General features: G+C 68.0%; 15 protein-coding genes. 7 read left to right on the forward strand and 8 right to left on the reverse strand.

Annotation, left to right across the window (positions count from 1 at the left end; all coding sequences use genetic code 11):
• Window positions 1-159 precede the first annotated feature (159 nt).
• Window positions 160-885: a nucleotidyltransferase domain-containing protein gene (locus ACFYP5_RS29595; protein WP_389041702.1), complete on the forward strand. Its 726-nt coding sequence runs from the start codon at window positions 160-162 to the stop codon at window positions 883-885.
• A 743-nt stretch (window positions 886-1628) separates the two neighbouring features.
• On the opposite strand, the gene ACFYP5_RS29600 is transcribed toward ACFYP5_RS29595, so the two are convergent.
• From ACFYP5_RS29600 to ACFYP5_RS29620, 5 genes are all read right to left on the reverse strand, one after another.
• A complete protein-coding gene (locus tag ACFYP5_RS29600; RefSeq protein WP_389041704.1) occupies window positions 1629-2075 on the reverse strand; it encodes a hypothetical protein in 447 nt (148 codons plus the stop codon).
• Window positions 2076-2147: 72 nt separating this feature from the next.
• Window positions 2148-2789, reverse strand: coding sequence for a hypothetical protein (locus tag ACFYP5_RS29605; protein WP_389041705.1), 642 nt, complete (start codon window positions 2787-2789; stop codon window positions 2148-2150).
• Between the two features lie 89 nt (window positions 2790-2878).
• Entirely contained in the window at window positions 2879-3145 is a 267-nt protein-coding gene (locus ACFYP5_RS29610) for a hypothetical protein (protein WP_389041707.1), read from the reverse strand.
• Window positions 3146-3614: 469 nt separating this feature from the next.
• Complete coding sequence (locus tag ACFYP5_RS29615; protein ID WP_389041708.1) at window positions 3615-4853, reverse strand: helix-turn-helix domain-containing protein; 1239 nt, start codon at window positions 4851-4853, stop codon at window positions 3615-3617.
• Window positions 4846-5127, reverse strand: coding sequence for a putative quinol monooxygenase (locus ACFYP5_RS29620; protein ID WP_389041710.1), 282 nt, complete (start codon window positions 5125-5127; stop codon window positions 4846-4848). Before ACFYP5_RS29620 ends, ACFYP5_RS29615 begins: the two co-directional genes overlap by 8 nt.
• 40 nt (window positions 5128-5167) lie before the next feature.
• Here ACFYP5_RS29620 and ACFYP5_RS29625 point away from each other — a divergent pair, with 40 nt between their 5' ends.
• Complete coding sequence (locus ACFYP5_RS29625; protein ID WP_389041711.1) at window positions 5168-5365, forward strand: helix-turn-helix domain-containing protein; 198 nt, start codon at window positions 5168-5170, stop codon at window positions 5363-5365.
• Window positions 5365-6570, forward strand: coding sequence for a tyrosine-type recombinase/integrase (locus ACFYP5_RS29630; RefSeq protein WP_389041713.1), 1206 nt, complete (start codon window positions 5365-5367; stop codon window positions 6568-6570). Before ACFYP5_RS29625 ends, ACFYP5_RS29630 begins: the two co-directional genes overlap by 1 nt.
• Window positions 6571-6620: 50 nt before the next feature.
• Here the strand turns inward: ACFYP5_RS29630 and ACFYP5_RS29635 are convergent, their stop codons facing one another.
• Window positions 6621-7562: a CAP domain-containing protein gene (locus ACFYP5_RS29635; protein WP_389041715.1), complete on the reverse strand. Its 942-nt coding sequence runs from the start codon at window positions 7560-7562 to the stop codon at window positions 6621-6623.
• Window positions 7563-7707: 145 nt separating this feature from the next.
• On the opposite strand from ACFYP5_RS29635, the gene ACFYP5_RS29640 reads away from it, so the two are divergent.
• From ACFYP5_RS29640 to ACFYP5_RS29655, 4 genes are all read left to right on the forward strand, one after another.
• Window positions 7708-7989, forward strand: coding sequence for an acylphosphatase (locus ACFYP5_RS29640; protein WP_389041717.1), 282 nt, complete (start codon window positions 7708-7710; stop codon window positions 7987-7989).
• 437 nt (window positions 7990-8426) lie between these two features.
• A complete protein-coding gene (locus ACFYP5_RS29645) occupies window positions 8427-8639 on the forward strand; it encodes a hypothetical protein (protein ID WP_018551753.1) in 213 nt (70 codons plus the stop codon).
• Window positions 8640-8934: 295 nt separating this feature from the next.
• Window positions 8935-12756, forward strand: a complete 3822-nt coding sequence (locus tag ACFYP5_RS29650; RefSeq protein WP_389041719.1) for an AAA family ATPase — start codon at window positions 8935-8937, stop codon at window positions 12754-12756.
• 230 nt (window positions 12757-12986) lie between these two features.
• Window positions 12987-14405, forward strand: coding sequence for a sugar porter family MFS transporter (locus ACFYP5_RS29655; protein ID WP_389041721.1), 1419 nt, complete (start codon window positions 12987-12989; stop codon window positions 14403-14405).
• 75 nt (window positions 14406-14480) lie between these two features.
• Here the strand turns inward: ACFYP5_RS29655 and ACFYP5_RS29660 are convergent, their stop codons facing one another.
• Window positions 14481-15440, reverse strand: a complete 960-nt coding sequence (locus tag ACFYP5_RS29660) for an LLM class flavin-dependent oxidoreductase (protein WP_389041723.1) — start codon at window positions 15438-15440, stop codon at window positions 14481-14483.
• Between the two features lie 82 nt (window positions 15441-15522).
• Window positions 15523-16893, reverse strand: coding sequence for a cytosine permease (locus tag ACFYP5_RS29665; protein ID WP_389041725.1), 1371 nt, complete (start codon window positions 16891-16893; stop codon window positions 15523-15525).
• Between the last annotated feature and the right edge of the window lie 27 nt (window positions 16894-16920).

Raw genomic sequence — 16920 nt, forward strand, 5'->3', positions numbered from 1 at the left:
CCACTCGTCCAGCTTGATCTTCACCTGATGGTTGTGGCCTGCATGGCAGATGACCGTGCCTGCGCTCACTCCCGCAGCAGCAAGCGAGCCCCTGGATGCGAACCGCGTGGCGCATCGGCCCCTGGTCGGCATCCTCTGGGGATGGCACGATGAGCGCCCATGGATGATCAAGGCACTTTTGCCGCCCAGGCTCTTCGGTTGGTCACTACGCGCTTCCCGCACGCTCTGGGTGCCGTGCTAGGAGGCTCGGTTGCCCAGGGGCGCGCTACTTCGAGCAGTGATCTCGACGTGGCGGTCCTTCTGCCGGACTCGGACACTAGCCGCCGTGAGGTGATACGTCATGAGGGCCGTCTGGCCGAGCTGTTCCTGAACACCCTTGCGGACGTGCCGGAATTCTTTGAGTGGGACAGGGCACGCCGCCGAGGCACGGTCCTTTTCATCTATGACCAGGGCCTGCCCCTGTTGGACCTGCACGGTCATCTGTCTCGAACGTGCGAACAGGCCCGCGCGGTGCTCGCGGGCGGTCCTCCTCCCCTCACGCCGGCGGAAAGGGAACGAAGTCGCTACGGCCTTACCTGTTACATGGACGACCTAGTCGACACCCCGCCAGCCAGTCGGTATGAACAGCTTTCCCTCGCCGACTTCACCCTGCGCGAGGCGGCACACCTGCTCACCGCCCACCACGGTGCTTGGACGGGCATTGGCAAGTGGCTGCCCCGCCGACTGCTAGGTGCGGACCCGGTACGTGGCAAGGCTCTGCTGGATGGCCATCAAGCCGTGGCCGATCACGCGAACCCGGCACCGTTGGCCACTGCAGCTGGGCAAGTTCTCGATCTGCTCGGCGGACCGCTGCGCGAAGGATACGCACTGCCCTGGCGCACCTGATCCGCGAGCCACATTTCGCGCTCTGGGGTGGACGTCCCACACTCAACGTCGCCGTCTGGCTGGGCGCTTGTAGAAGGCACCTCGGCGACACCCGCTTTAGGAGCGTGGTGGGGCGAGTTGGGGTCTGACCTGCGGGATGCCGACTTCGGCGTCTGCTGGCTGTGGTCTCCGCCAGCAGCCGCTGTTCCCCGTGAGTCCCCGCCCAATCTGGCGCGGTTGTGGCACGGGGAACTTCTGATCCGTAGCTCAAGCCGGATCGGTCAGCGCCGGCGACCCATCCCGCGGTAGGTCACCCAAAGGCTGACCAGAACAAGCGCCGCTCCGCCGATTGGCCAGCCCACGGACCCTCCGTCGCGGTAGTCCGTGATGCCATCCGCAAGAATGAGGGCGGACAGAGGCAGCCCTGCCCAGTCGAGGGCCCTGTTCAATCTCGCGGGAATCGAAGGCTCATTCACGGCTTGATCTTGACAGGCGCTTGCGTCCTCCACCAGATGCGCGTCCACTTCAGGCGCGGCCCATTGGCGAGGAGCGCAGGACTTGAACGTGTGGCCTCATCTTTGTCAGGTCTGTCGCACACCCCTGCCACGCCAGGGAATACAGCTGGTTCACCGGCCTCGGCGGTCGTGCGTGATCGGCGTTAACCGTCGGTGTGCGCCGCTGTTGCTGTCAGGTGCTGATCTCAGAAATGGGCGCTGTCTTTACAGGGCAGCCTCTGGTCCATTCGAGCTGGATAGAGCCCGTGATCAGTCATCTTCGATGTATTCGGGAGTCGGTGACCACGGTTCGGGCAACTCCTCGCCGGGCTCGCCCGTGACGACGCGAGGGTAGCGGTCATGCCACCACTTGCCGCGCCGATCACTGAGGACAGTCCCGTTTATCCGCATCGGGGCGGTAGCGGCGATGAACCGATCATCCATGCTGTCCAAGAAGGGCTGCCGGAGTGCGCGCACCCGATCAGTCAGGAGAGGCCACGCCTCACATAGCCAGTCCCGACAGGCCAATTCATTGTGGTACTCCCAGACCCATTCGGTGTCGAAGCCCCCCTCGATGTCCTTCACCACGAGTCGCCACCTGGCAAGCGTTTCGTTCAGAGTCCAACCGCTTCGGTACCGGCCCGACAGCGTCTGCATGGCCGCGAGAACAGACGCGTAATCCTCTTCCGTCAGTGAGGTGTCATCCCGATCATCCACGCGGGCACCGTACATCGAGGTCGATGGGGTGAGCGCGGCCCGCGCAGACTTCCCTACCTGCCCGCCCGGGTCCTAGCAGAAGCCGTCCACCCTGGCGCCGGCTGGAGCGAGGTTGGGCCAGGGATGCCCTGCTCTGTCGGAGGCAGCGGACCGTAGGCGGTCAAGAAGAGTGCACCCCGGGTAGCCCCGAAAACTGGCGTAGGTGTCCCGGTAGTAGCAGCTCCAGTAGCTCACGACCCGCCGTTGAGTGCGTGCGAAGAAGGCAGGGTTGTCCACGATGAATTGCCCGTAAGCGAGGTAGCCGCAGGTGCCGGGCGTGGCGAGATCACGGAGCTCATCGCAGATGACGACCAGGATCTCCAAGACGTACTCGCCAACCAGCTGCACGACGAAGGGGACGACCCATGGGTCCGTGGAACCAACGACCTTCTCCAGGTGACGCTGTCTGACCACCCCGTCGCAGTGCCTTGAGTACAAGCAGTGCAGAAGCTGCCGTTGGCGCGACGAAAGCGACGCCACCGCGTCGGTTGGTGGCTCGTCGTTGTAGAGGCGCCCAGGGATCAAGACCTGCTGGCCCTCTACAGCGACCGAGAACGAGGCATGCGGCTGGAGCCGAGAATCAGGCATCACCGCCAGGACTGCCTCGGCATCGCTTGCAAGCTCGGCTGGGAACGCCCTGATCAACGGATTGCTGCTGTCGGAAAGCGGCTGCACGAGCCGAGCATAGGCGGATGCCGCAGCCAGGTAGCTGGCATCAATGGCCCCACACCCGCACAACCCGGCGAAGGTATGCGGTCAGAGCACTAGCCTCGCGTCAGCAGGACGACGGCCGCCCCGATTCCGATTAGACCTGCTACGGCAACCATGGTGGCTATCACTCGCAGGCCGCCAAAGTTCTGCGCGCGGGCCTGCTCCATGGGTCTTCCCTCGAGCCCGGACACGATCACTTTGCGAAACCAACCGGACCCCTTCGTCGAGGCGAATGTCGACCCCATGACCAGCGCGACCACCCCCCAGATCAACAGGAACACTTGACCGCCGTGGGTGGCCTGGGCGCTGAGCTGCATCATGACGCGCATCCTGACGGGTTGCCCTGGATGCGTCAACGATCATCCTCAGCCACCAACCACCCCCAGCTCCCATCCCGTCCGCCTTCGGCCCACACACCGTGGAGCGGGCGTGGTTCAGGGCGTCAAGGTGGAGCGCGCCACTGTACGAACGACCTTGACGCCCTGGGCCGCGACTGCTCGGCTCTGCCTGGGTCGAAGGTGGTCGGGATGGGAGCCCACGACGCTCGCCACCATCCGGCCGGCACTCGCGAACGGCGCCCCGTCCATCCCGGAGTCTGAGCGCCCCCGCCGGAGGCATGTTCTTGACCCGCGGATGAGTTCTCGCTTTGGCCCGCAGCACGTAGCGCGCCGCCTGGCGCGGCCAGCCGGGGCGAAGACAGAGGCAGGCCGCGCCGCTGAGGCGGCGCGCACCCGCGCCGTGCGCGGGCCTTGATGAGGTAGAGAAACCTGTAACAGGCTGAGTGTCGCGTTAGCTGATGGCCATGCGCTCGGCGAGCTCCGCCAACGGCTTGGGGATCCGGTTCCCTGAAAGTTGGACCAGATCATGGACCACCGTACGTGCGGAGTGATGGCTGTGCACCTGCTCGGGTGCCAGCCTCTCGGCTTCCAGGAGTGCGGCTACAGCCTCGCCGACGTGTCGCCGCTGCGCGTGAGCTCGCGCCACATCAAGCAAGAAACGCGACTGTCGCTCCGAGGACAACCCGCTCGCGTCGACCCCTGTTGCAACGTCCAAGGCGAGCCCGGCATCGCCAAAATCCACGGCCGTCGCGACTGCGTGAAGCTCGACGTTCGTCGGCCCGAACTCGGTGTCGAAGTCGTTGCGATCTTCGCCAAGGCGGGCCGCGATCTCCCGGGCCCGGCCGATGTGCTGGTGAGTCTCGGCGCGGCGCCCCTCCCTCGCGTTGATCACGGCGAGCACCAAGTTCATGGCGCCCAGGAGAGACAACTCCTCTGGCGGACAGTTCGGGGACTCGGCGCGCGGGTCCAGAACCGAGACCGCAGATGACGCAGCGTGCTCGGCCTGCTCGGTTCGCTGCTGTCGGATGAAGGCATGAGCCATCCGAAAGAGGCTGGCCACGACTTCCAGCGGTTTGCCCGCTAGCTCGGCAGCCTGAAGGGCACGGTCCGCCGCGATCCATGCGGCATCAGCCTCGTCCTGCCGCACGAAGGCGGCCGCCGCCACCTGGTAGGCACGCGCCCTGAGCTCGTGGAGCTCTAGACGGTCGCTGGCCGGTGCGTGACGAACGGTTGCCTCGATGCTCGGAAGCAGTGAGGACAGTCGCTCGCTGAGAGCCGCGTGTTTGGACGCGTGCGCGAGATCCCAGACCTCTTCAACCTGCACCCGCAGTTCGTGGACGGATGCCGTTGCTCCACCGCTGGGCTCATCGAAAAGGCTGCCGAGAGCGGGGTGTCCTGTCAGTGCGACGCGCAGGGCGTCCAGGTCGTTGCTCACAGGCTGCTGCGCTTGCGGCGCCTCTTCGGCCGGCGTTCCCGCGTCCGGACGTACGTCCCGCACTGACACTCCGAGCGCATCCGCCAGGGTCTGGAGAACGGAGAGCCGCTCGACCGGCTGCACGCCCCGCTCGACCTGGGAGACCCAGCTCTCAGAGCGCTCCATGGCGACAGCCAAGTCACTCTGGGACATGCCTGCGGCGCGGCGAATCTCCTTGATCCGTGCTCCTGTTGCGCGGGGGTCTGACTCAGGCACTGGTGACCTCGGTGGGGTGCTTTCCGGTGTAGGGGGCCATGCGGTCGACCTCGGTCTTCGCGACGTACTTGTCTCGCTCGGAGAGGAAACGACGCGTGTGCTCCTGGCGCTCGTGTTCCTCAAACGCTGCGTGATCCGCGTACAGCTCGTAGAAGGTCCGCTGGTTGGGCTCGCCCTCGACCGTGTGGCAGGCGTAGACGAGCGTGCCGGGCTCCTTGGCCTTGATCTCTGCGGTCGTCTCGCGAACGAGTGCGTCGAACCGCCCGCGAAGCACTCTCCGCCATGCCCGCCCCCGACGACGCGGAGGCGTGGGCATGAAGCGGCCGCTTCCCGAGCGATACCTGACACCAGTCGACCTGGCCGACCTCCTCGGCGTGCCCGTCGAGACGGTCTACCAGTGGCGCCGCAAGGACACCGGGCCCCGTGGTTTCCGCGTCGGCCGACACCTCCGCTTCGACCCCGAGGACGTGCGCGTCTGGGTCGTCTCCCTCATGGATAAGGAAGCTGCCTGATGGCCGGACACATCCAAGACCGCTGGTACAAGATCGAGCTCGGCCGGGACGGCAAGCCCGTCAAGGTGAAGACCGACCGCCACGGCGTCGGCATGCGCTACCGCGCCCGGTACGTCGGCCCCGACGGTACCGAGAAGTCCAAGAGTTTCGCGGACAAGCAGAAGCGCAGGGCTGAGACGTGGTTGGCCAACATCGAGGCCGACATGTCGCGCGGCGATTACATCGCACCCGGGGCAGGCAAGGTCACCTTCGAGCAGTACGCCATCAAGTGGATGACGACGCAGATGACGGACCCTGCCACCCGCGAGTCTGTCGAGATGCGGTTACGCCTGCACGCAATCCCTCACATCGGTAAGCGGTCCATCGGCTCGTTCAACCCGACGCATCTCCGCCTTTGGATGCGGTCCCTTGAGGATGCGGGCCTGTCGGCCGCCTACCGGCGCGGGATCTTCGCGCACGTCTCGACGGTTTTCACGGCCGCGGTGGAAGATCGACTCATCCGTGCCAACCCGTGCAGCGCACGGTCGGTGAAGGCTCCACGGCTCGATCCGCGCAAGGTGAAGCCGTGGACCGCCGATCGGGTCAAGGTTGTGCGGGCGGCTCTGCCGGAGCGGTATCGGGCGCTCGTGGACCCTGCTGCTGGCTGCGGCCTTCGCCAAGGTGAGGTGTTCGGCTTGGCTGTCGAGGATGTCGACTTCCTCGGCGGCCTCGTGCACGTGGTGCGGCAAGTGAAGCTGCTCCGCAACCGCCCCGTGTTCGCTCCGCCCAAGGGCGGCAAGGAGCGGGATGTTCCTCTGCCCGAGTCCATCGCCTTCGCGTTGGCCGGCCACCTGACGCTGTTCCCCGCGGCCGAGGTGACGTTGCCCTGGAAGACAGTGGACGGTCCACCAGTCACGGCGGCGCTCATCTTCCGGAGTCCTGAGGGCCTCTCCCTGAACCGCAACCGATTCAACGATCGCCAGTGGCGTCCTGCTCTACGCGCTGCTGGGGTGGTCACTGGGCGAGATAACGGAATGCACGCGCTGCGGCATTTCTACGCGTCCGTACTCCTGGACGCGGGCGAGAGCATCAAGGCTCTCAGTGAATACCTCGGCCACCATGACCCCGGCTTCACGCTGCGGACCTGCACGCATCTGATGCCGTCGAGCGAGACCCGTACGTCGGACCGCCGTAGACACAGTTCGGGCCGCCTCGGTTGCCGATAACGGCCCCGAGACGGCCCGAGAATGCCGGCAGGTCACGACCCGCGAAAATCTCAGAAGCCGAAGTCCTGCGTCCACCAGGGGCCGCCGGAGCCGTAGTGCACTCCGACGCCGAGTGTCTTGTAGTCGCAGTTGAGAATGTTTGCTCGGTGGCCTTCGCTGTTCATCCAGGAGGTCATCACGGCCTCCGCGTCGGCCTGGCCGCGGGCGATGTTCTCGCCGCCGAGCCCCGTCACGCCGGCCTTGGTGGCACGGTCCCAGGGGGTCTGGCCGTCCGGGTCGGTGTGGCTGAAGAAGCCGCGGGCCGCCATGTCGTCACTGAAGTCCTGAGCCAGCGAGGCGAGCGAGGCGCTGGCCGTCACCGGGCTGCAGCCGACCTTCGCGCGCTCCTCGTTGACCAGAGCGAGCACGGCCGCCTGTGCGGAGGTACCGGCGGCCGGGGGCGAGGTCTGGCGGGTCGGAGCGACGGCCGGCGCCTTCGGCGTCGCCGAGGCCTTGGCCGTGGGGGTCTCGGACGCCGGGGCGGCGCCGGTCCTGTCGGCCGCCGAGGGAGCAGCGCTCTCTTCCGTCCTCTTCGCCTGCTCGGTTTTCTTCGAAGGCGAGGCGGACGGCGTCGCCGAGGGACTGGGGGAGCGCGACCCCTCGGGTCCCTGGGAACGTTCCGTACCGCGGCTGGCCGACGAAATGCCGCGGTCGGCCGGGGCAGTGGTGGAACCGCCCTGCGTCAGCAGGTCCGGGGACCCGTCCGCGCGGACCTGGTCGGCGGCTGTGCCGCCGCTCACGTGGTAGCCGCCGCCGCCCGGCAGCAGTCCGGAGGCCACGGCCACGGCTCCGACGGCCATGGCCGCGGAGACTCCGACCAGTCCGGTACGCAGATGCATGGCGGACCGCTTCCTGCGGCGGGCGCCTCGGTGGCGGCGGGTGTCCGCGGCCTTGTACGAGTCGGCGGCCGGACCTGCTTCGGGACCTGCGGCGGAGCGTCGATGGCGGCCCATCTGCTGTCCCCTTCTGGCGAACTGGACGCCACTCCGGGCGTCAACATGCCTCACCCGATCAGGTGAGGCTATTGCGACCGGACTGTACGCCATGGCCTATGGGGCCGAAGTGTCCGTTGAGCAATTGGCCGGTTAGCGTTCTGGCATGAACGACGATGTGCGACTCACTGCTTGGGTACGCGGCCGAGTACAGCAAGTAGGGTTCCGCTGGTTCACCAGGGCAAATGCTTTGGAGATCGGGGGCCTCACCGGATTCGCCCTCAATCTCGACGACGGCCGGGTGCAGGTCGTCGCCGAAGGGCGACGTGAGAATTGCCACCGTCTGCTGGAGTGGCTGCGGTCCGACGACACACCCGGCCGCGTGGACGGAGTCACTGAGATCTGGGACACCCCGCGCGGTGGTTACGAGGGATTCGCCATCCGCTGATCGTGATCCGAATTCCGACCGAATTCGCGGCCGTGTTCGGACCGTGTTCGAGGGGCGTCGTGGGGTGACGGTGTACGTCAGCGATCCGCGTACACATGAAATGACCTGCGAAAGGACCGAGTGGTTGCCAAGATTCCGTTGGCATGCCAGGCTGCGGCAGTAAGGATGATCTCCACGCCCTTCAGGCCCCGTAGGAGAGTCGCGCCGCATGATCGTCAAGCCGCGCGCCCCAGGGACGCCCGCCTCTACAGGGTGTGATCGTGTTGACCGTCAAACTTTTTGGTGAGACGCTGAAAACCCCGCGCACCTTAGCTGTTTGGCAGAGCTGGTTGGCAGCAGAACCGCAGTGATGAAGAGCGCTGCCGAGCACCGCGGGTGCGATTCCCTCACGACCCACACCGCATCGGTCGGTCACTCAGTGTGGAGGACCATCCATCATGGCAAAGGCGCTTCTCGGTTACGTCGGCGGTTCCGACCCGCGACTCCTCGCCGAGATGCGACGGCTCCAGCAGCGCGTCCAGGATCTTGAATCCGAGCTCGTACGGATTCAGGACGAAAACGATGCGCTCAACGCCGCCGCCCAGCACCAAGAGTCGCTGCTCGACAGCATCGACATCGACGTACCCCAGGCGGAGCCGGCGCTGACCTGACCCAAGGCCCACAGGGGCCGGTCGGGCTGCTTGCGTCAGCCGTCTGAGTTCATCACCGGATCGTCACCGGATCACTGAAGATCATCGCTCTGATCTGTCGCGCCATTGATCCGCCGCGTTCTTGATCCGTCACGCAGTACAGCAGCAAGATTTAAAGGGGCGCCTCGGCGTCCCTTCTTTCTTTGTCTCGCGGACCTGCGCCGGACCGCCCCGGACGTACACCCCTTCCCTTACCGTCTGATGTGCCCTGCACCTTCATCAGCGAAACCGAGAGCGAAAGGTAGAGTCCGGCGGCGTGCATCTCAAGGCCCTGACCCTGCGTGGTTTCAAATCGTTCGCCTCCGCCACGACCCTGCGGTTCGAACCGGGGATCACCTGTGTCGTCGGTCCCAACGGTTCCGGCAAGTCCAATGTGGTGGATGCGCTCTCCTGGGTCATGGGTGAGCAGGGAGCCAAATCCCTGCGCGGCGGCAAGATGGAAGACGTGATCTTCGCCGGCACCACCGGGCGGCCCCCCCTCGGACGCGCCGAAGTGTCACTGACCATCGACAATGCGGACGGCGCACTGCCCATCGAATACGCCGAAGTGACGATCACTCGGATCATGTTCCGGAACGGCGGCAGCGAATACCAGATCAACGGTGACACCTGCCGGCTCCTCGACATCCAGGAACTGCTCTCGGACTCCGGCATCGGCCGGGAGATGCACGTCATCGTCGGACAGGGCCAGCTGGACTCCGTACTCCATGCCGATCCGATGGGGCGGCGCGCGTTCATCGAGGAAGCCGCGGGCGTGCTCAAGCATCGCAAGCGGAAGGAGAAGGCGCTGCGGAAACTGGACGCGATGGGGGCCAACCTGGCCCGCGTCCAGGACCTGACGGACGAACTGCGGCGGCAGCTGAAACCGTTGGGCCGGCAGGCGGCCGTCGCCCGGCGGGCCGCCGTCATCCAGGCCGATCTGCGCGACGCCCGGCTGCGGCTGCTCGCCGACGACCTGGTGCGGTTGCGCAACGCGCTGCGCAGTGAGATCGCCGACGAAGCCGCGCTGAAGCAGCGCCGGGAAGCGGCGGAGGCGGAACTCAAGGCGGCTCTGGCCCGGGAGGCGGAGCTGGAGGACGAGGTACGGCGGCTGGCGCCGCGGCTGCAGCGCGCCCAGCAGACCTGGTACGAGCTCTCGCAGCTGGCCGAACGGGTACGCGGCACGATCTCGCTCGCCGACGCCCGCGTGAAGAGCGCCACCGCCGCACCGGAGGAGGAGCGGCGCGGTCGCGACCCGGAGGACATGGAGCGCGAAGCCGCCCGGATCCGTGAGCAGGAGGCGGAGCTGGAGGCCGCGCTGGAGGCGGCGGAACACGCGCTGGAGGACACCGCCGCCCACCGGGCCGAACTGGAAAGGGAGTTGGTCGCCGAAGAACGCAGGCTCAAGGATGCGGCCCGGGCCATCGCGGATCGGCGCGAAGGTCTGGCGCGGTTGACCGGACAGGTCAACGCGGCCCGGAGCCGGGCCGGTTCGGCGCAGGCGGAGATCGACCGGCTGGCCGCCTCGCGCGACGAGGCGCAGGAGCGGGCGGTCGCAGCGCAGGAGGAGTACGAGCAGCTCAAGGCCGAGGTGGCGGGCCTGGATGCGGGTGACGCGGAGCTGGGCGAGCGCCACGACGACGCCAGACGGGAGCTGGCGGAGACGGATGCGGCCCTCTCGGCCGCCCGGGAGGCCGCCACCGGAGCGGAACGCAAGCGGGCGGCGGTGGCGGCCCGCCACGATGCCCTGGCCCTGGGCCTGCGCCGCAAGGACGGCACGGGGGTGCTGCTCGCCTCGAAGGACACCCTGTCCGGTCTGCTCGGCCCGGCCGCTGAACTCCTGACGGTGGCCCCGGGCCACGAGGTGGCGGTGGCAGCGGCCCTGGGCGCTGCGGCGGACGCGGTGGCCGTGACGGATCCGGCCACGGCAGCGAACGCGATCCGTCTGCTGCGCAAGCAGGACGCGGGGCGGGCGGCGTTGCTGCTGGGGGGTGCTGGGCCCGCGGATGCGGTCGACGCGGGAGGCGTTCCGGGGCAGGGGCCCGGGCCGGGTGCGCCGGTGGACGCGGATGCCCGGCGTCTGCCCGGGCAGGTCGCGGTGCCCGCCGCGCAGGACACGGAGACGAGGGCCGGGTTCGTACCCGGTCCGGGCGGTGAGCAGGGGGCGGTCCCGGCCGACGCCGCCCGGCTGCCCGGGCAGGGCGTAGGCCACGGCCCCGTGGCGGACGCCCCGGCACACCGGATCGCCGGACATCCCCAGGCGTCCGGTCCGCTGCTCCGCGCGGTGGCCCAGGATGCCCCGCCCGCTGTCGCCGATCTTGTCCAGGGGCCGGCCGGCCTGATGGACGCCGTGCGTGGGCTCGTGCGGGGCATGGTGGTCGTCCCCACGCTGGAGGACGCCGAGGATCTTGTTGCCGCGCACCCCGAGCTGACCGCGGTGACCGGCGAAGGAGATGTCCTGGGAGCCCGCTTCGCGCACGGCGGGTCAGCCGGCGCGCCCAGCCTTCTCGAAGTGCAGGCGTCCGTCGACGAGGCCACCGCCGAGCTGGCGGAACTGGCCGTACGGTGCACCGAGTTGGCTGAGGCCCAGCGACTCGCGGGGGAGCGGCGCAGTGCCTGCGCCGAACTGGTGGAGGAGCTGGCGGAGCGGCGCAGGGCCGCCGAACGGGAGAAGTCCGGGGTGGCCCAGCAGCTCGGGCGGCTCGCCGGGCAGGCGCGCGGCGCCGCGGGTGAGGCCGAACGGTCGGCCGCCTCCGCCGCTCGCGCCCAGGAGGCGCTGGAGCGGGCGACCGAGGAGGCCGAGGAGCTGGCCGAGCGGCTGCTCGTGGCCGAGGAGATGCCGGTCGAGGAGGAGCCCGACAACTCCGTGCGTGACCGGCTCGCGGCCGACGGGGCCAACGCCCGCCAGACCGAGATGGAGGCCCGCCTCCAGGTACGTACCCATGAGGAACGTGTCAAGGGGCTCGCCGGACGCGCCGATTCCCTCGACCGCGGCGCCCGTGCCGAACGCGAGGCCCGTGCCCGCGCCGAGCAGCGCCGCAGCCGGTTGCGCCATGAGGCCGCGGTCGCCTCCGCCGTCGCGTCCGGCGCCCGTCAGCTTCTCGCCCATGTCGAGGTGTCCGTCGTACGGGCCGAGGAGGAGCGGGTCGCGGCCGAGGCGGCGAAGGCGGAGCGCGAGCGGGAGCTGACCGCCGAGCGCGGCCACGGCCGTGAACTCAAGGGCGAGCTGGACAAGCTGACCGACTCCGTCCACCGCGGCGAGGTGCTCGGCGCCGAGAAGCGGCTGCGGATAGAGCAGCTGGAGGCGAAGGCCCTCGAGGAGCTGGGTGTGGAGCCGGCCGGGCTGGTCGGCGAGTACGGCCCCGACCAGTTGGTGCCGCCGTCGCCGGCCGCGGAGGGCGAGGAGCTGCCGGAGGATCCGGAGCACCCGCGTAACCAGCCGAAGCCGTTCGTCAGGACCGAGCAGGAGAAGCGGCTGAAGTCCGCCGAACGGGCGTATCAGCAGCTCGGGAAGGTGAATCCGCTTGCCCTGGAGGAGTTCTCGGCGTTGGAGGAGCGGCACAAGTTCCTCTCCGAGCAGCTCGAAGACCTGAAGAAGACCCGGGCCGATCTGATGCAGGTGATCAAGGAGGTCGACGAGCGGGTCGAGCAGGTGTTCACGGAGGCATACCGGGACACGGCCCGGGAGTTCGAGGGCGTCTTCTCACGGCTCTTCCCGGGCGGCGAGGGCCGGCTCGTCCTGACCGATCCGGACAACATGCTGGCGACCGGTGTCGACGTCGAGGCCCGCCCGCCGGGCAAGAAGGTCAAGCGGCTCTCCCTGCTGTCGGGCGGTGAGCGGTCCCTGACGGCTGTCGCGTTGCTGGTCTCGATCTTCAAGGCGAGGCCGAGCCCGTTCTATGTGATGGACGAGGTCGAGGCAGCGCTCGACGACACCAATCTGCAGCGGCTGATCCGGATCATGGAGGAGCTCCAGGAGAGCTCGCAGCTCATCGTCATCACGCATCAGAAGCGGACGATGGAGGTCGCCGACGCGCTGTACGGCGTGTCGATGCAGGGTGACGGGGTCTCCAAGGTCATCAGCCAGCGACTGCGCTGAAAACTTTACTCTTTCTTCAAACCTTAAACGCACCTTTTGAGCAGTCCTGGGTAGAAGCGGACCATGCTCGATTTTTGACTTCGAAACTTGAACACATACTCTCTCAGTCGTCGTTTTTAGCTTCAAGTGGTGGCGGCTGAAGAGTTGTGCGCCACTTGAGAAGAGTTCGCCCCCACGCCTGACGACTCGCCCCCCACGCCTGACGACGCGGCCAGGCACCAGGAGTTCATGTGACCAGCACATCGCAGACACCGGGATCCGGAGCCCGAGCAGCCCATCCGGAACACCTCGGCCATGTCATCTTCATCACGGCAGCCGCTGCGATGGGCGGCTTCCTCTTCGGCTACGACAGTGCCGTGATCAACGGCGCCGTCGAGGCGATCCGGGACCGCTACGACATCGGCTCCGCAACGCTCGCCGAGGTCATCGCCATCGCTCTGATCGGCTGTGCCATCGGCGCCGCCACGGCGGGCCGTATCGCCGACCGGGTCGGCCGTATCAAGTGCATGCGGATCGCCTCGGCGCTGTTCACCATCAGTGCTGTCGGCTCCGCGCTCCCGTTCGCCCTCTGGGATCTTGCCTTCTGGCGGATCATCGGCGGCTTCGCCATCGGTATGGCCTCGGTCATCGGTCCGGCCTACATCGCCGAGGTCTCGCCGGCCGCCTACCGTGGCCGGCTCGGCTCCTTCCAGCAGGCTGCGATCGTCATCGGCATCGCCATCTCGCAGCTGGTGAACTTCGGCATCCTGCAGATGGCCGACGGCAAGCAGCGTGGCACGATCGGCGGCCTGGAAGCGTGGCAGTGGATGCTCGGTGTGATGGTCGTTCCCGCGCTCCTTTACGGGCTGCTGTCGTTCGCGATCCCCGAGTCGCCGCGGTTCCTGATCTCGGTCGGCAAGAAGGAGCGGGCCCGGGAGATCCTCCGTGAGGTCGAGGGCGGGTCCGTCGACCTCGACGCCCGCGTCCTGGAGATCGAGACGGCCATGCACCGCGAGCACAAGTCCACCTTCAAGGACCTGCTCGGCAGCCGCTTCGGCTTCCTGCCGATCGTCTGGGTCGGTATCGGCCTCTCGGTCTTCCAGCAGCTCGTCGGCATCAACGTGGCCTTCTACTACTCGGCGACGCTGTGGCAGTCCGTGGGCATCGACCCGACCGATTCGTTCTTCTGGTCGTTCACCACGTCGATCGTCAACATCATCGGTACGGTGATCGCGATGGTCCTGGTCGACCGCATCGGCCGCAAACCGCTCGCGCTGGCCGGCTCCGCCGGTATGGCGATCGCGCTGGGCTTCGAGGCCTGGGCCTTCTCCGCCGATCTGGTCAACGGCAAGCTCCCGACCGCCCAGGGCGTCGTCGCCCTCGTAGCGGCCCATGTCTTCGTGCTCTTCTTCGCCCTGTCGTGGGGTGTCGTGGTCTGGGTCTTCCTCGGCGAGATGTTCCCGAACAGGATCCGCGCCGCCGCGCTCGGGGTCGCCGCCTCCGCGCAGTGGATCGCCAACTGGGCGATCACCGCGAGCTTCCCGAGCCTGGCCGAGTGGAACCTTTCGGGCACCTACATCATCTACACATGCTTCGCCGTGCTCTCGATCCCCTTCGTGCTCAAGTTCGTGAAGGAGACCAAGGGCAAGGCGTTGGAGGAGATGGGCTAATCCCCGCTGCCCCTCTCCTCGACCACGCGTCCCCGGCCCGCGCCCGCGAGCCGGGGACGCGCGCATTCGTCCACGTCATCGTGCGAGCGCGTCGCAGAAAAACCGCAGGCTGCGCCACCCCTCCTCGACCGGCATCCCACCGCACAGCGGATGCAGCACCAGGCTGTCCGCCTCCAGTGTGGCCAGCTGCTGCGGGGTGACGACCCGGTAGACCCCTTCGTCCCGCAGCTGCGTCACCGTCGTGGCCGTCGAGCGCACGGCCGAGCGGATGCCCTTCGACTGCCAGGAGGCGTACGTCCGTGCCTCGTGCAGGAAGTGCTGACCGTGGTCGGCCCAGGTCCGATCGGGATCCTCCGAGACATGAAGCAACGGCGTCTCGGCCGCCGGCATCATGCAGAACCCCTCCGTGCCGTGGACCGCGCGCTGCTCGTGGTAGTACGCCTCCAGCTCGGGCAGATGGGCGCTCGGGAAGAACGGCAGCCCCAGCCGGGCCGCCCGTCGCGCCGCCGCCCGCGAGCTGCCTCCCACCAGCAGCAGCGGATGCGGCTGGGTGTACGGGCGCGGAGTGACCTGGACCGTACGGCCGTGGTACGGGAACGGTTCGCCGGTCCACGCCTGCAGCAAGGTCTCCAGCAGTTCGTCCTGGAGCCGGCCACGCCTGCCCCACTCGACGCCCGCCTGTTCGTACTCCTCGGGCCGGTATCCGATGCCCGCGACCGTCACCAGCCGGCCCCCGCTCAGCAGATCGAGGACCGCGATGTCCTCCGCAAGCCGCAGCGGGTCGTACAGCGGGCCGATGATCGCCGAGACCGTGACCGCGATCCGGTTCGTGGCGCCGAAGACCGATCCTGCGAAGACGAAGGGGGAGGGCAGCCAGGAGTCGGCGGCTCCGTGGTGCTCCTCGGTCTGCACGGTGTCGACGCCGTGCCGGTCGGCGTACGTGGCCATCTCCAGCGCCGCACGGTAGCGGGCCGAGAGGGACTCGGGGGTGGCGGCGGGATCGACGAGATTGAACCGGACCACTGTGAAGGCCATGACAGGTGTCCCCTTTTCGCCGGGCGGGCTTGGCGCGCCGGGACAGTAGCTGACATAGCGTCAGAAGTGTAGGGGTGTGCCGTCACCGCGTCCCGGCCGGACGCGGAAGCAGGGCGTACAGGGCGCCGGAGACGGCGACGGTGGCCGCCCAGCCCAGGCCGTGACGCCCGATCCAGGTGGTGGCGAGCGGGCCGGTGAACCACTCCACGCCGGTCAGCAGCAGCCCGACCAAAAGCCCCGAACCCCACGCGGCCACGGCGGGCACGGAGAAGCCACCGGTGTACCAGTAGGCACCGGCGGGAGTGGTGTCCAGCAGCGCCGTCGCATCGTAGGTACGCCCTCGCAGCAGATCCACGCCGAAGACGCCGATCCAGGCGGAGAACGTCACCGCGAGCAGCGTCAGAAAGGAGACGAACGTATCGATGAACCTACTCGTCGCCATTATCAGCAAACCGCCGATAAGAAGACTGATGGCCGCATTCACCCCGACCGCCCAGGCGCGCGGGATCATGAATCCCAGCGTCTGCGCGGTGAAACCGGCCGAATACATCGACATCGCATTGATCAACACCATTCCCACCACGGCGATCAGCAGATAAGGCACCGAGATCCAGTCCGGCAGCAGCGTGCCGATGAAGGAGACCGGGTCGCTGCTGGTGGCCAGGCCCGGAGTGGCCACCGCCATCACCGCACCCATCAGCACCAGCGGCAGCGAGACGAGCACCGCACCGCCCACGGTCGCCCCGACCACCGCCCGCCCGGGAGCGGTGCGCGGAAGGTAGCGGGTGAAGTCCGGGCCGGACGGCACCCAACTGATGCCACCGGCCGCCAGGGTGCCGATCCCGGCGATCATCAGCGCCGTCGGTCCGGCCGGTCTGTCCAGGACGGCCCGCCAGTCGGTCCCGACCCCCAGATAAATCAGCACGAGGACGCTGAACCCGCCGAAGAGATACGCCGACCAGGTGGAGCACGCACGCAGTGCGCCCGCCCCGAGACCGGACACCACGAAGCTGCTCGCCACGAAGGCCACCAGCAGCGCCATGACCAACGCCGTGGTGGATCGGACCGAGAACAGCAGATCGAGCACGGCCAGCAGGGCGTAGGCACCGGTGACCGCGTTCACGGTCTCCCAGCCCCAGCGGGCGATCCAGATCAGCGCACCGGGCAGCAGGTTGCCGCGCTGCCCGAAGACGGCCCGGGAGAGCGCCATGCCTGGGGCGCCGCCCCGCTGCCCGGCGACCGAGACCAGGCCGACCAGTCCGTAGCTGACGACGGGCGCGACGGCCGCGACGATCAGCACCTGCCAGAGATTCAGGCCGCTGAAGACGACGAGCCCCGCGCCCACGGTGAGCAGCAGGACGGTCATGTTGGCGGCGGCCCAGGTGGGGAAGAGGGTGCGGACCCGACCGGTGCGCTCGCTGTCGGGGACGGGTTCCAGGCCGCGGGTCTCCACGAACGGGATCGTACCTTTACCGCCAAA

The organism is Streptomyces sp. NPDC005262 (genome assembly GCF_042872425.1).
Lineage (GTDB): Bacteria > Actinomycetota > Actinomycetes > Streptomycetales > Streptomycetaceae > Streptomyces.